Annotated in this window: 14 protein-coding genes; 2 read left to right on the top strand and 12 right to left on the bottom strand. The window is 64.7% G+C overall.

All coding sequences use genetic code 11. From position 1 onward, the window contains the following. Positions 1-17: 17 nt before the first annotated feature. From LOZ77_RS16250 to LOZ77_RS16220, 7 genes are all read right to left on the bottom strand, one after another. Positions 18-326 (bottom strand): hypothetical protein, encoded by a 309-nt coding sequence (locus LOZ77_RS16250; RefSeq protein ID WP_037487114.1) that lies wholly within the window; start codon positions 324-326, stop codon positions 18-20. Further along, positions 323-1,270 carry a LysR family transcriptional regulator gene (locus LOZ77_RS16245; RefSeq protein ID WP_230280001.1) on the bottom strand — a complete coding sequence of 316 codons (948 nt, stop codon included), beginning with the start codon at positions 1,268-1,270 and terminating at the stop codon, positions 323-325. Before LOZ77_RS16245 ends, LOZ77_RS16250 begins: the two co-directional genes overlap by 4 nt. A 53-nt stretch (positions 1,271-1,323) precedes the next feature. Then, complete coding sequence (locus tag LOZ77_RS16240) at positions 1,324-2,172, bottom strand: universal stress protein (RefSeq protein ID WP_037487111.1); 849 nt, start codon at positions 2,170-2,172, stop codon at positions 1,324-1,326. Positions 2,173-2,290: 118 nt separating this feature from the next. Further along, entirely contained in the window at positions 2,291-3,751 is a 1,461-nt protein-coding gene (locus LOZ77_RS16235; protein ID WP_037487108.1) for an efflux transporter outer membrane subunit, read from the bottom strand. After that, complete coding sequence (locus LOZ77_RS16230; RefSeq protein WP_037487106.1) at positions 3,744-6,824, bottom strand: efflux RND transporter permease subunit; 3,081 nt, start codon at positions 6,822-6,824, stop codon at positions 3,744-3,746. The genes LOZ77_RS16235 and LOZ77_RS16230 overlap by 8 nt, the downstream gene beginning before the upstream one ends. 1 nt (position 6,825) lies before the next feature. Further along, entirely contained in the window at positions 6,826-7,959 is a 1,134-nt protein-coding gene (locus LOZ77_RS16225) for an efflux RND transporter periplasmic adaptor subunit (RefSeq protein WP_051585709.1), read from the bottom strand. Further along, positions 7,956-8,159, bottom strand: coding sequence for a DUF2798 domain-containing protein (locus tag LOZ77_RS16220; RefSeq protein ID WP_150113460.1), 204 nt, complete (start codon positions 8,157-8,159; stop codon positions 7,956-7,958). Before LOZ77_RS16220 ends, LOZ77_RS16225 begins: the two co-directional genes overlap by 4 nt. A gap of 352 nt (positions 8,160-8,511) precedes the next feature. Here LOZ77_RS16220 and LOZ77_RS17995 point away from each other — a divergent pair, with 352 nt between their 5' ends. Continuing rightward, positions 8,512-8,721 (top strand): PQQ-dependent sugar dehydrogenase, encoded by a 210-nt coding sequence (locus LOZ77_RS17995; RefSeq protein ID WP_370638089.1) that lies wholly within the window; start codon positions 8,512-8,514, stop codon positions 8,719-8,721. A gap of 150 nt (positions 8,722-8,871) precedes the next feature. Here the strand turns inward: LOZ77_RS17995 and LOZ77_RS16210 are convergent, their stop codons facing one another. The 5 genes from LOZ77_RS16210 to LOZ77_RS16190 all read right to left on the bottom strand — a co-directional run bounded on the left by LOZ77_RS16210 (position 8,872) and on the right by LOZ77_RS16190 (position 13,528). Beyond that, positions 8,872-9,054 carry a hypothetical protein gene (locus LOZ77_RS16210; RefSeq protein ID WP_037487100.1) on the bottom strand — a complete coding sequence of 61 codons (183 nt, stop codon included), beginning with the start codon at positions 9,052-9,054 and terminating at the stop codon, positions 8,872-8,874. Next, positions 9,044-10,309: an integrase family protein gene (locus LOZ77_RS16205; protein ID WP_037487098.1), complete on the bottom strand. Its 1,266-nt coding sequence runs from the start codon at positions 10,307-10,309 to the stop codon at positions 9,044-9,046. The genes LOZ77_RS16210 and LOZ77_RS16205 overlap by 11 nt, the downstream gene beginning before the upstream one ends. 384 nt (positions 10,310-10,693) lie before the next feature. Further along, positions 10,694-12,004 (bottom strand): alkaline phosphatase PhoX, encoded by a 1,311-nt coding sequence (locus LOZ77_RS16200; protein WP_230280000.1) that lies wholly within the window; start codon positions 12,002-12,004, stop codon positions 10,694-10,696. 50 nt (positions 12,005-12,054) lie between these two features. Continuing rightward, positions 12,055-12,636, bottom strand: coding sequence for an NTP transferase domain-containing protein (locus tag LOZ77_RS16195; RefSeq protein WP_230279999.1), 582 nt, complete (start codon positions 12,634-12,636; stop codon positions 12,055-12,057). A 10-nt stretch (positions 12,637-12,646) separates the two neighbouring features. After that, positions 12,647-13,528 (bottom strand): XdhC family protein, encoded by an 882-nt coding sequence (locus tag LOZ77_RS16190; protein ID WP_230279998.1) that lies wholly within the window; start codon positions 13,526-13,528, stop codon positions 12,647-12,649. A gap of 88 nt (positions 13,529-13,616) precedes the next feature. On the opposite strand from LOZ77_RS16190, the gene yghU reads away from it, so the two are divergent. Beyond that, on the top strand, positions 13,617-14,450 hold the full coding sequence (gene yghU / locus LOZ77_RS16185; protein WP_230279997.1) for a glutathione-dependent disulfide-bond oxidoreductase: 834 nt from the start codon (positions 13,617-13,619) through the stop codon (positions 14,448-14,450). The last annotated feature ends 1 nt before the right edge of the window (position 14,451 follow it).

Raw genomic sequence — 14,451 nt, 5'->3', positions numbered from 1 at the left:
AGGCTGGTTCGCTCGCCTCAATTCCCCATGAACTTCTTGAAACGCTCCCGGCCTTCCGCTTCGATCACGGATTGCTCCGCGTTGGCGCACTCAGCGCTCCGCACTGTCCCTTCCGCGCATTGAGCCACGACCTGCCGCGCTTCATCGAGATGCGCCGCGAAATATTGCGTCCCGCGCGGCTCGGCCGGCGCCGGGGCGGCGGCAGGCGAGCCGGCGACGATCGCTGTCCGATCGACGGGGACGATGATCGGGCGCAGCACGAAACCTGCTCCGAACCCGATGATGAGCGTGACCAGCACGATAATGAGTGTCTTTCCTTGCGTCATGACGGCTCCTTTCCCGTTTGCTGAGACGATGGTTGCGGCACAGGCACAGACGGCATCGAATAGCGGGCGGTGACGAACTTAAGAAACCGGCGCAGCACCGCATTCTCATTGTCTTCGCGCCAATAGCCGGAAAAGCCGATCCGCGCGTGGCCGTTGGTCTCGTGAACCTCGCGGAAGACCACGCCGGGGACATGGATGCCGAGAGTAGATTCCTCGACAATCGAAATATGCATACCGAGCGCGATAATACTTAGGACAGTATCGCGCCCGATGTCCTCCATGTCGATCTCAGGCGAGTAGCCTGGCATCCCGAGCTTACTAAAGATCATGTTACAGCTTTCTGGACCGGGATCTCGCTGCGTCAGCAGAAAGCGTTCACCGATGAGGTCGGCCCAGTGAATCTTTTCACAGGCTGCAAGGCGATGGTCTTCCGGCATAGCCACCATCATCCGCTCGCTCCAGAATGATCGGTTAAGCAGCCCTGGACAAGGCGACTCGCCAACCATAATCGCGATATCGAGCACCCGGTTTTCGATCCCGGCCAGCAGCATTTTGCGGTCGCGCTCGAACCCGCACAGCTTCACCTCGGGATGACGTTCGCCAAACTCGCTCAGGGAGGCGCGCAGGTTCTCGGCCGCAAAGGAGGTATAGAAGCCCACCCCCAGCCTGCCGGCCTCTCCATTGCGCGTCGAACGCACCCAGGCGTTCAGTTCTTCCCACTCGTCCACGATCCGTTGCGCGGTGCGAAGATACGTCTCGCCGTCTCGCGTAAGTGTGGCGCCGCGCGTCCTTCGGTCGAATAGCGCTAAACCGAGCCGCTTCTCTACATTTAGAATATGCCGGCTGAGCGTTGCTTGTTTGATATTTAGTGCGCGTGCAGCCCGGCTGAAACTTCCAGCTTCGGCGGCCGCTACTAAGTAACGAAGATGTCGCAGTTCAATCAAATCGCGTCGCCTGACAATAGATTCTTACTGGCTGCATTTGCCCAACCTAGAGATCAAAGTGCGATCAACAGCGGAACGGTCGTGTCGGTCAGCAGCGGGCGCGTCACCCCGCCCAGCAGCATCTCGAACAGGAGCGGGTGGCTGTAGGCGCCGATGACGAGGAGGTCCGCGTCCTGGTCGGCCGTGAAGGACAGGATCGCCTCGGCGACGGACTGATCTCCCGCCTCTATCCGCTCGACCTCGACGGCCTCGACATCGTGGCGGGCAAGATAGTGGGCCATGTCGGTGCCGGGATAGGGGCCGTGCTTCTCGGGATGGCGGTCGGCATCGACCAGCAGCACTTTCACCCATTCGGATCGCGCGAGGAACGGCATGGCGTCGACGATGCCCCGGCGGGCCTGCCGACTGCCGTTCCAGGCGATCACGGTCCTGCTTCCGATACGCGCTCCCTCCCATTGCGCGGGCACGATCAGCACCGGCGTTCCGGCATTCAGCAACAGTTGATCGGGACGCAGGCTCGACACGCGCTCGGGCATGGGATGCGCGAGGATCAGAAGGTCGCAATGGAGTGCGTGCGCTGTCAGATCGAGATCGTCTCCCTGTCGCCAGATCAAACGGAACTCGACACTCAGATCGTAGCGATGGGAGAGTTCCGCCAGAAACGTCTCTGCCTTGAGCACCTTGCTGTCGTGCTCGGAACGCATGTGGGTGAGGACGTCACCGATCGCCTCCTTGCCGACGGCATAGCTGCCACTCAGCGAGACCTCCGGGTTGGCCGCACTGTAGATGGCAATCAGATGCGCGCCATGGCGCTTGGCGAGCCGCGCGGCATGGTCCGCCACATTGTTATCACGCTGCGTTTCATCGACGACGACAGCAATGACCTTGAAACTGCTGAACATGACATCCCTTCCTGGACAATGGTCTAAGCGCGTCCCGATCGTTGCGACCGTATCCCCGGCCCGAAACGAGGACCCGGACGCGGGAGTCCTCGATCGGATGCCGAGGGGCTTGCTCCATTCAGTTCCGGCTCGCGCCGCTGGCGTCGGCCGTCACAGGCACGTCGCGCCACCCGCCGCCCAATGCCTTGAACAGGTCGACCCGCACCGAAGCGAGCTGGCGAACGGAAGTGGCGTAAGCGGTCCGCGCGTTGAGCAGGTCGGCCTGCGCCACCAGCACGTCGAGATAGCCGACCGAGCCGGCGCGATAACGCAGATCGGCGAAGCGATAGGCACGCTCCGACCGCTCCTGCGCCTCGCGCAGGGCGTCGAGCCGCTCCTGTTCGGTCGCGACGCTGGTCAGCGCCTGCTCGACCTCCTTGAGCGCGGTCAGCACGCGGCCGTCGAACGCTGCGAGCGAGGCGTCGCCCTGGGCCTCGGCCTGGCGCAGCCGCGCGCGCGCTACCGACATATTGGGGAAGCTCCATGACAGGAGCGGCCCGAGCGAGAAGGAGAAGCTGTCGCCCCCGCGCACGAAATCGTTGCGGAAGAAATTGCCGGAGCCGCCCAGGCTGATCCTGGGATAGAGATCGGCCGTCGCCACGCCGATCCGCGCTGTGTCGGCCGCGAGCGTCCGCTCGGCTTCGCGAAGGTCGGGCCGGCGGCGCAGCAGCGCCGCGCCATCGCCGACTGGGATGGCGGCAAGCGGCTCGGGCGCCACCGCGCAGGCGCGCGCGGCTTCCGGCACCTGGTCAGGCGTGGTGCCGAGCAGCGCCGCCAGCTCGAACAGGACGATCTGCCGCTGGCCTTCAAGCGCGGGGATCGCGGCGCGCGCGGTTGCGGCGGCCGCACCGGCGCGCTCGACATCGAGCTTGCCGACCGATCCGGCCCGCTCCTGCGCGGTGACGAGCCGCAGGCTCTGGTTGCTGGTCTCGAACGACTCCCGCGCCACCGACAGCGCATAGGCCGAGGCGCAAGCGTCGAGATAGGCCCGTGTCGTCTCCGCGACCACCGTCACGCGCACGGCGTCGCGCGCGGCCTCGACGGCCTGCGTGTCGGCGCGCGCCGCTTCGATCGCGCGGCCCACCCGCCCGAACAGGTCGACTTCCCAGGACAGGGCAACGCCTGCATTCTGGGACCATTGCGCATCGCCGCCGACGGGCGTTCCGCCTTGCCCGCCACCCTGGCCGGCAGCGCCCTGGACGCCGTCGCCATAGCTGACGCCGCCGGAGATGTCGGTGGACGGAAGCCGTCCGGCGCGTGCTTCCGACAGGACCGCGCGGGCTCTTGCGAGATTGGCGGAGGCGACGCGAAGATCGGTGTTGGCGGCCAGCGCCTTGGCCACCAACTCGTCGAGCGCCGGATCGCGGTAGAGCCGCCACCAGTCATCCGGTAGTTCGGCGGCGCGATCAAATCCGGCCGCCTCCGTAACGAACGGCCCTGCCGCCGCCGGGGGGCTGAGCGGACTTTTATAGGCAGGGCCGGCCGCGCACGCCGAAGCGAGCAGCGGCAAGAGCAGGAGCGAGAGTCTCGATTTACGCATGGGCCAGACCTCCTTCGGCCGGGAGTTCGTCGCTCTGTGCATCCGCCTTGGGGCGGTGGTCGCCCGCGATCAGCGTGTAGATGGTCGGCAGCACGAACAGGGTGAACAGGGTGCCGATCAAGAGGCCCATGACCACGACGATGCCGATGGCGAACCGGCTGTTGGCGCCCGCGCCGCCCGCGAACAGCAGCGGCACCAGGCCCGCCGCCATCGCGGCGGTGGTCATCAGCACGGGCCGCATACGCACGGCGGCGGCGTGCCGCATAGCCTCCATCCGGTTTGCTCCCTCCTGCCGCTGCATCTGGTTGGCGAAGGAGACCATCAGGATGCCGTGCTTTGAGATCAGCCCGATCAGCGTGATGAGGCCGATCTGGGTGTAGATGTTGAGCGTGGTGAAGCCGAGATAGAGCGGCACCAGCGCCCCGCACACGGCGAGCGGCACCGTCACCAGGATCACCAGCGGATCGCGGAAGCTCTCGAACTGCGCCGCGAGCACCAGGAAGATCACGATGAGCGCGAAGCCGAACGAGATGGTGAGTTGGTTGCCTTCCTGCACATATTGGCGGCTGTTCGACAGCCAGTCGACCGTGGTGCCGGCCGGCAGCGGCTGGCTCTTGAGGAAGTCGACCGCCTGGCCCATCGTCACGCCCGGCAACAGCACCGCCGAGAGCGTCGCCGAGTTCATCTGGTTGAACTGGGGCAACCTGTTGGGTTGGGGACGGATCTCCACGCTGGCGACCGTGGACAGCGGCACGAGGCTGCCCGAGGATGCCTTGACGTAGAATTGGCCGAGATTGTCGGGCGTCAGCCGCTGCTCCTGCGGCACCTGGGCGATCACATCATAGGAACGATCGTGCCAGTTGAAGCGGTTGACATAGTTCTCGCCGACCAGGGTCGCCAGCGTGTCTGCGATCTCCGCCATGGAGATGCCGAGCTGACCTGCCTTTTCATGGTCGATGCTGATATGCGCTTCGGGACTGTCGAAGGCGAGGTCGCTGTCGACGAAGGCGAACAGGCCGCTGCCCCAGGCCGCGCCCTTGATCGCTTCGAGCGTCTGGAAGATCTCGGGATAATCATCCGCCGACCGGATCACCATCTGCACGGGCAGCCCGCCACTGCCGGCGGGCAGCGGACTGTCCTGGAAGGTTGTGGCATAGACGCCGGTGACCGCGCCGCTGCGTCCGGTCAGCTCGCCCTGGATGTCGTCGGCGCTGCGTGTCCGATCGCCCCATTCCTTGAGCACGACACCGCCGAAGCCGCCATTGGCATTGTTCTCTCCGCCGGTGCCGAACCAGCTGCTTGCGAACTCCGGCAGCGAGCGGAAGATGCCATCGACCTCGGCGTTGAAGCGTGAGGTATAATCGACATTGGCATATTGCGGCGCCTTCGTCTGGACGAAGACATAGCCCATGTCCTCCGGCGGCGCGAGTTCGCGCTGGGAGCCGCTGAACAGCACCACGATCGCACCGAGCATGGCGACGCCGACGATCAGCACGGCGCCGCGTGCGGCCAAGGTCTTGTCAAGCAGTCGGGCATAACCCTGCGTTAGCCTGTGCATGTTGCGCTCGATCGCCTGGGACAGCCTGCCTTCGCCCAGCTTGGCATGGAGCAGTTTGCCGCTCATCATCGGCGACAGCGTGAGCGCCACGACGCCCGAGACGATGACCGATCCGGCCAGCGTGAACGCGAACTCGCGGAACAGCGCGCCGGTGAGCCCACCCATCAGCCCGATCGGCGCATAGACCGCCGCCAGCGTGATCGTCATCGCGATCACCGGCCCGACGATCTCGCGCGCGCCGACAAGCGCCGCGTCGAAGGGCTTCAAGCCTTCCTCGATATGCCGGTGGATATTTTCCACCACCACGATGGCATCGTCGACGACGAGACCGATCGCCAGAACCATGGCGAGCAGGGTCAGCAGGTTGAACGAAAAGCCGAACGCCAGCATCAGCGCCGCCGTGCCGAGCAGCGACAGCGGAATGGTGACGATCGGGATGATGACCGCGCGGAAGCTACCCAGGAACAGGAAGATGACGACGATCACGATAATCACCGCCTCGATCAGCGTGCGCTGGACCTCCTCGATCGACGCGTTCACGAAATGCGCCACGTCGAACGTGTTGGTGACTTCGAGACCGGGCGGCGCAACTCGCTGGATGTCGGGAAGCAGTGTCCTCACCGCCTCGACGATCTCCAGCGGATTGCCGTCCGGCGTCGGGGAAATGGAGATCGCGACAGCCGGCTTGCCGGACGTGATGAAGGAGGCGTCGTAGTTCTGGCCGCCGAGCTCGACGGTCGCGATGTCGCCGAGCCGTACGATTCCGTCCGATCCGGTCTTGATGACCATCGTGCGGAACGCCTCGACATCACGCAGATCGGTTCCGGCGGTGATGTTGATGGCGGTGTTGGCGCCCTTGAGCTGGCCCGGCGACGCCTGCACATTGTTGGACCGCAGTGCGGTGGCGACATCGCTGGCCGAAAGGCCACGCGCCGTGAGCTTGACCGGGTCCACCCAGATACGCATCGCGAGCGGAGCACCGCCGCTGATCTGCGCGGACGCGACGCCCGGAACGGATGTGATGAGCGGCTGAGCGACGCGCGTCGCAAAATCGACCATCTGCGGCGCCGGCACGGTCTCGCTGGTAAAGGTGATATACTGGATGGCCGAGGCGCCATCGGTGATCTTGTTGATTACCGGATCGGTGACGCCGGCCGGCAGGCGGAACTTGACCTGCTGCACCTTGGCGAGGATCTCGGTCATCGAACGGTCGGCATCGGCATTGAGTACCAGCTTGGCGCTGATCCGGCTTGTGCCCTGGGTCGAGGTCGATGTCAGATACTCGATGCCGCTGGCGGTCGCGATCGCCTGTGCGATCGGCGTGGTGACGAACCCCTGCATGACGTCCTGCGTCGCGCCGGGCAGCGCCGTGTCGATGGTGATCGTCGCGCTTTCCATGCGCGGATACTGGCGCACCTGCAGGCTCAACATCGCACTGACGCCCACGAGCAGGATCAGCAGGCTGACGACGATCGCGAGGATCGGGCGGCGGATGAAGATGTCGGTGAAGGCCATCTCAGCGCTCCTCCGTCTTCACGAGGCGCGAGACCTTGACCTCGGCGCCCGGCTGCACGCGCAGTTGCCCTTCGGTGACGACGACGTCACCGGGCTTCAGGCCACCGGCGATGACGACGCTGTTGCCGATACGGCGGCCGGTGTGCACTGGCACGATCTCGGCCTTGCCGGCCTTACGTGCATCCTTGCCGCGAATGACGATCACGCTGTCGCCCTGCGCGGAGGTCTGGATCGCGGTCGCGGGCACGACCAGCGCGCCGGTCTGCGGCGGCAACTCGAGCGCGGCCGTCACATACATGCCGGGCCGTAGCGCCCGGTCCGGGTTGGGCAGGACCGCCTGCACCGTGACGTTGCGGGTGTCCTGGCCGATCTGGGGCTCGATCGCGTTGACGCGCGCGGTGAAGGTCCGGTCGGGGAAGGCGTCGCTGGTGACGGTGACGCTCGATCCGCGCCGCAGCTGTCCCAGCTCCTGCTGCGGCAGGGCGAACTCGACATAGAGGCTGGAGAGGTCGGTCAGCGTGGCGATCGCATCGCCGGGATTGAGGAACTGGCCGAGGTTGACGCGGCGAATGCCGATCTCGCCGGAGAAGGGTGCGCGCACCTGCTTCTGGATGAGCCGGGCGTCGAGCTGGCGCACGGCGGCGACCGCCTGGTCCCGCTCCGCGCGGCGCTGTTCGAGCAGTTCGCGCGGCTCCGCGCCGGTCGGCGCAAGCTCCTCGGAACGGGACACCTGCACGCGGGCGAACGCGGCCCTGGCCTGGGCCGCCTGCCGATCGGCCGTCTCGGGACCATCGAAAAGCTGGACCAGCAAGGCGCCGCTGCGGACCTGCGAACCGGCCTCGAACCGGATGGCGGTCACGCGCCCCGCGATCTCCGGCGAGAGCGTCACCTCCCGAACCGCGCGCAAGCCCCCGACCGCTTGCAGAGCGGCCGGCACGTCTTGCGGCGTCACGACGGTCGCGGCGACGGACGTCGCCTGCTGCTGCCAGCCTTGTTGCTGCCCGGTGCGCATCGTGCGCCACAGGAACAGCCCGCCCAGGACGACGGCCAGGATCACGAGGGTGACAATGAGGGTCCGGGTCTGGCTTCCCCCGAAACGGCTGCGCTCCGGCAGTTCCTGATCGGCGGCGCTCATGCCATCCCCCTTTCAAGACGGCTGACCGCCCGATCAAAGAGGGAGCCGAGCGGCCAGCCCAGCAGGAAAGTGATCACCCAGATTCGGGCAAATTCGTCCGTGAAACCCGCGACGAGGACCGAAATCAGGCCGGAAACGGAAAGGGCTGCCACCGCTTTTGTAAGCGGCTCCAGCAGCGGAGTTTTTGTGATTGAGACCATTTGCGCGAATACCCCCAATCGGGGCAGGCGCACGGGGAGACCGACAAACGGAAGCCTCTGCGCCAACCCCGACGAATTGCCAGGTTGACGCCGAGGACAAGGCAGAACTCTCTTGGAAGAGAGCGCAGGAATCACCACCCTGCTACTCTGTTTTCGGCGATAACCTTATAGGATTGTTGAAAGTGATTTGCAACCGATTTTGGGATTGTTCCCATTTTTTTTGGGACAGCGCGCCGCCTTATGTGGGGAGGTCGAGGATCGCAGGCCAGTCAGCACCCCCGGCTCTGGAAAAGATCTCGATGTAACCAAGTGCGCGGACGCCCAGGTCGCGCCGCAGGCACCATCTGCGCCAGTGCCAGTAAACGCCTGCTGGAAGTTGCGCGACGGCGTTCCCACTGGCGAGGAAGAGACATTGTTCGCCGAACTTGGTGCGCGCATTCGCGATGTCCGCGCCGGGTCCGACGGCGCACTCTACCTTCTGACTGACGAGCAGGAAGGTCGCCTGCTTCGCGTCACGCGTAACTCTGGCTCGCATAGGCTCAACTTGCCTCAAGCCCGTTGATCAACTTGCCGCCCGAACGGGCCGCTGGCCGCGATACGCGGACTTGTTTGCTGCGCTCGGTGCCACTCACAATTTACCCAGCGCGCAACCCGGCGCGATCCTTGCGGGCATCAATGTGCATAAAGCCTTTGGCTCAACCTACTTGGGCGGTCAGGAGGCAAGCTGCATCGCTTCCAGTCTTGCAACTCCCTCTTCAAGCAGCCGCTCGATTTCGTCCGAGGTCCGCCGCACGGCGAGCTTCAGCGCCTCGTCGATATGGATAGGTGCCCAACTTTCGGAAGGCGAACAGCCCGCGCCTGCAACATATAGGCAATGAAGCTTGTCAGGCAGCATCTCTGAGACGCAATGCTGCGCGCTCGGCGCCAAGCTCCAAAACTTTCGAGATTTCCGCGGAGGTGCGGCTCACAGCCAGTCGCAACGCCTCATCCACATGCACATAGCCTTGCGTTACTGTCTGCGAGGCATGGCCAAGCATCGCGGCAATCGTCAGCTCCGAAAAGCCGAGATCGCCCGCGACGCTGCCGAAGGTATGCCTCAGGGTATGGGGCGTAATTTCCTCGATCTTCGCGATGGCGCTCAAGCGGGCGAGACAAGTCGGCGCGGTCGTGATGGGACCGGTCGTTTCCGCTGAAGGGAATACGTGCGGATTCCCTTCCATCACCGGCTGCTCTTGGATCAGCTTAACTACCGCCGGTCCGATAGCCCGCGCCTGTTCATCGCCCTTGGTATCGGGGAAGGCCACATAGCCGCCCTCGGCACGCAGCCAGGAGCGCCACATCGCTTGCCCTTCCTGACGGCGGAAGCCCGTCAGCAGCAGCAGCTTGACGATGGCGATCCCAACCGGGTTCTCGCCATTACGTTCGGCCACCACCATCGCCGCGCCAAGATCTTCGATTTCGGCGATACTAAGCCGGCGCTTCTTCTTCTTGCTCGCGAGTTTGCGAGCGCCCTTCGTAGGATGCTCTGCTAACAGCCCCTTATGCTTTGCATGAGATAGAACGCTTTGCAGAGTGCCCACTACACGCGGCGCAACGCCTGCTCCGCCAGTGGCGACACCGCCGCGTCCGCCTGCACGCGGCTTCGCTGTCTTTCCCGCGATAACATCCGCCTGCATCGCCTCGACATCCGCGATCTTCAAGCGGCGGGCGACACGGTGCCCGAGTAGGGGCTTGATGTGCGTGTTGATGCGGCTCTCATCCATGTCGAGCGTTGATACCTTGATCGGCCGATTGCGCCTTCCCAGTATGCGCCCGGCTCGCGCTTCTTCTAGATACCAGTCGCACAGCTCGGTCACTGTGGGGTCTTGGCGAGACTGCGCCACTTCCTCGGCGGGATCAACACCGGCCGCGACTTCGCCGAGCTTGATCTTGGCCTGATCGCGAGCCTGCTCGACAGTCAGTATGCCATAGCGGCCGAGCTTCATTCGCCGCGTTCGATCCTCGACGTTGCGGTATTGGACGACGAAAGTTTTCGTGCCGGATGCGCCGACGCGAACACCAAAACCCCGCGTTTCACTATCCCAATGGAAGGTCTGTCCCTTCGCTGGGATGGGCAGGGCGTCAATCGCCCTCTTGGTCAGCTTGGTCATCGTTCATCCTGCTTTGCTTACGCGGATTGAGCATACTCCAAAAGTAAGCAATACGTAAGCAGAAAAAAGGCGTTTTGACGGCTACCGAAGGCCCCGCTAGCGTAGTGATAATCTATTCAAGATATTGATTATTATATGATTATAGTTCTATCTCCAAGCGTGGCGTAGGGGCATTTTGATTTTGCCAAGGTTGGGGTCGAGGGTTCGAATCCCTTCGCCCGCTCCATTTTCCGAACATGATCAATGTATGGAACGTGCCCGCAAGGGTGCGTGCGTCCGGCGCATTTCCCCGCTCCGCGCATGCGGCAAAAGCTGCCCGCGCATAGGAAAAGGGCCCGCCGCGCATGGCGGCAGGCCCTTTGCGATACCGGCGTTATATGTTCTTCAGGCGACCCACGGTCCCGTGATCGCAAATGTCCTTGTCGGACTGAAGGCATTGACGAACAAAGTCTTGCCATCGGGCGAAAAACAGGCTCCTGCCAGTTCGGTCTGCATCGTCAGCCGCGCAATCGGATAGGCCGCGCCCTCGGGCGTGATGCCGCGGATATGGTTGTCGACCACATCGTCATAGCTGTCCTCGCACACGATCAGATGGCCGCTGTCCGATACGGTCAGATTGTCGCCGTAAAAGAAATCGTGCCGGTCGGTCGATTCGTAAAACAGTTCCAGCATATCGCCATCCGCGCCGGGGATCAGGCGAAACACCTGTCCGTATCCGGCGGCCCCACCGCTGGTGCAACAGAAATAGGCTTCGCTGCGACCGGAAACGTCCGGCCCCATGTGAATGCCTTCGCCGCGCGCGAACAGCGCCGCACCCTTGGCCGCGCCGCGCAGGCGCAGATCGTCATTGGGCGCCTCTACATCGTCCAGATCGACCCAGCCGACGGGGATCGGCTCACCCGGCTTCATCGTGATCCGGCCCTTCCAGTTGCGCGTGTCGGCAATACCCGTCAGCGCCTGAAGCCGTCCGCCTGCGGCCAGATTGCCCGGTTCGTCCGGAATGAAGCGATAGATCAGGCCGTCGTCGCGATCCTCGGTCAGATAGGCATAGCCGCTGACCGGATCGATCACCGCAGCCTCGTGATTGAATCGGCCCATGGCCTTGAGCGGGACGGGATCGACCAGCCCTTCATGCGCGGCAGGCACTTCGAACACCCAGCCGTGGCCGGGTTCGGTCACATCGTCCAGCTTTGCCTCTTCGCATGTCAGCCAGCTGCCCCACGGGGTCGTGCCGCCCGCGCAATTGCGGATCGTGCCGGCCAGCGAGCGATATTGCTTTTCGACGGCCAGCGTCTCGGGGTCCATCACCAATGTCGTTGTGCCGCCGGGCAGCACGGTGCCGTCTTTTCTGCGCCCGAACCCGCTGTTCAGCGGGCCGCCCGCATCATGGTTCGGCTTCAGCTCGTGATTGCGGACCAGCGCGATCTTGCCATTGGCCAGCTGGAAACATCCCATGCCATCGGCGCGGTCGGGCACGGTGCCGCCATCGTCCATCGCATCGCCCAGTTTCGAGATCACGCGATAGGAAAAACCCTGCGGCAGGTCGAGCACGCCCAGCGGGTCCTGGGCCAGCTGGCCATAGACCAGCGCGCGCGGTGCGGCGGGGCCCGACGGGGTGGTGGTGCAGCCGCTGGCGGCAAGCCCTGCAAAGGCGCTGGTGGCCGCAAGGAAGCGGCGTCGGTTGATGTCAGTCATGGATGCTTCCGCTATTTCGCAAATCTTACCGGTAGATGACAGGCACGGCGCTATTCGTCACCGTGGTGACGGGCAAAATCTTGGGGCGTGTCGATATCGATGGCCTCGGCAGGGTCGAGCGGCACCAGAACCGCCCCGTTCGCGGGATCGCGCAACAGATCGCGCGCGCCCTTGTCGTTGTCGAAACGGGCTATTCGCCCGAACCAGCCCCGACCAAAGACGGCAGGCGGCGCGGGCGGCGCGCCGGGCGCGCAAAGCGATGCCATGGCATCGGCGCGGTCGGGACAGGCTTGCAACAAGCGGTTGAGACTGGCCGCGCGCAGGCATGGCATATCGCCCAGAGTGACCAGCAGGAAATCCGCCCCCGCCGCGTCGGCCGCTTGCGCCGCGAGGGCCAGCGAATGGCCCATGCCGCGTTCGGGATGATCGTTGGCGATGATCCTTCCCGCCGTGATTGCGCGCCCTGCCCGCACGACAACCGCGCGCTCCAGCCAGTCGAACCCGTCCAGCCCAGCCAGCGAAGCGCCCAGAATATCCGTCTCGCCCCACCGCTGCCCCAGCTTGTCCGCGCCGAAACGGCGCGACAGTCCGGCCGCCAGCGTCGCCGCGAAAATGCGCTGCGGCGCGATCACCGGCGCGCTTTCACGGGCCGGTCACCTCGTACAACGCGACGATCTCGGCCAGAACCGACAGTGCCAGCACCGCCGGATCGCGCGCGCGCTCGATCAGCCCGACCGGCCCGTGCAACCGCCCCGCCGCCCTGTCGGCCAGCCCCAGCGCCGCCAGATGCGCCAGCCGCATATCGCGCGTGGGCGCGCCGCCCTGTGCGCCGATATAGAATGCGTCGCTGGCGACCGCCCACGGGATGATCGCGCGTTCCCATTCGTGATCGTGGAACAGCACAACCACCGCGCTCCACGGATCGAGCGGCAGGTCGGGCGCGGCGCCCAGCGACAGGCCATCCGCTACACCGCAGCCGCCCCCTTCGCCGAACGGGCGGACAGCATCGACGATCGCGCCATGTGCCGCGGCCAATGCCTCGAACGCGGCGAGTTCGGGACCGGTGCCGATGGCGACGATGCGCAATTCGGGGCGGAAATGGCGCAGAAATATGTCGCCATCGGCCAATGGCACCGCCAGTTCGGCACATTGGCGCGCATCCAGCGCCGCCACCGCCGCCGCCACCGCCGCACGGTCGGGCGCGGGATCGACCGTCACCGCGATGCGCGATCCGCACGGAAGGCGCAGATCCATCGGATCGCCCGCGCCGCCGAAATGCAGAAAGCGCGGCTTTCCTTCTTCCGCCGCCTCTGCCGCGTGGTGTGTCAGCGCAGCCTCGAGACAGCCGTCGGCCATGCTGCCGGTAATGGCTCCGTCTGCACCGATCGCCATTTGCGCGCCCAGCCTGCGCGAAAAGCTGCCGTCGATGGCGGTAATGGTGCAAAGTGCCGCCCCACCTGTCGCAGCGCGGCGAAGCGCCGCATTATCGCTGTAAATTCCGGCGGCGATTGCGTCTTTGATCATCGACCCCATATCGCCCCCGCATCCCGCCGTGCCAACCCCCGGCGCGCACATGACCGGCCCATGAGATTTTCCGCAGGAGCCTTCCGCAATGAACGACATCTATACCCCGCCCAAGGTCTGGAAACTGGAAGGCGAGAACGGCGGACAATTCGCCGCGCTGAACCGTCCCACCGCAGGCGCGCGCGAAGAGCGCGATCTGCCGGTGGGCGAGCATCCGTTCCAGCTCTATTCGCTGGGCACGCCCAACGGGCAAAAGGTAACGATCCTGTTCGAGGAATTGCTGGCCGCAGGGCACGCAGGCGCGGAATATGACGCGTGGAAGATCGAGATCATGAAGCAGGACCAGTTCACCAGCGGTTTTGTCGCGGTGAACCCCAATTCCAAGATTCCCGCGCTGATAGACCGCAGCGGCGACACACCGTTCCGCGTGTTCGAATCGGGCGCGATCCTGTTGCATCTGGCCGAGAAATTCGGCGCATTCCTGCCCACCGATCCCGAGCTTCGGGCCGAGATGCTGTCATGGCTGATGTGGCAGATGGGCACCGCGCCGCTGCTGGGCGGGGGATTTGGCCATTTCTATGCCTATGCGCCCGAGCGTTACCGCTATCCCATCGACCGCTATACGATGGAAGTGAAGCGCCAGCTCGACGTGCTGGACCAGCATCTGGCGACCCGTGAATTCATGGCGGGCGATTATTCGATCGCCGATATCGCGATCTTTGCATGGCACGGGCAACTGGCGCTGGGTCGCCAGTATGACGCGGCCGAGTTCCTTGATGTCGCCAGCTATGAAAACGTGCAGCGCTGGGCGAAGGCCATCGATGCGCGCCCCGCCGTGCGGCGCGGCCTGCGCGTCAATGGGTCGCCCGAACGGACCCCCGGCGCAATTGCCGAGCGTCACTCTGCCGCCGATCTGGACTAGG

It is taken from the genome of Croceicoccus sp. Ery15 (assembly GCF_020985305.1).
Taxonomy (GTDB): domain Bacteria; phylum Pseudomonadota; class Alphaproteobacteria; order Sphingomonadales; family Sphingomonadaceae; genus Croceicoccus.
Note: the sequence above shows the minus strand (reverse complement) of the source record. Positions and strands in the feature narration are given on the sequence as shown.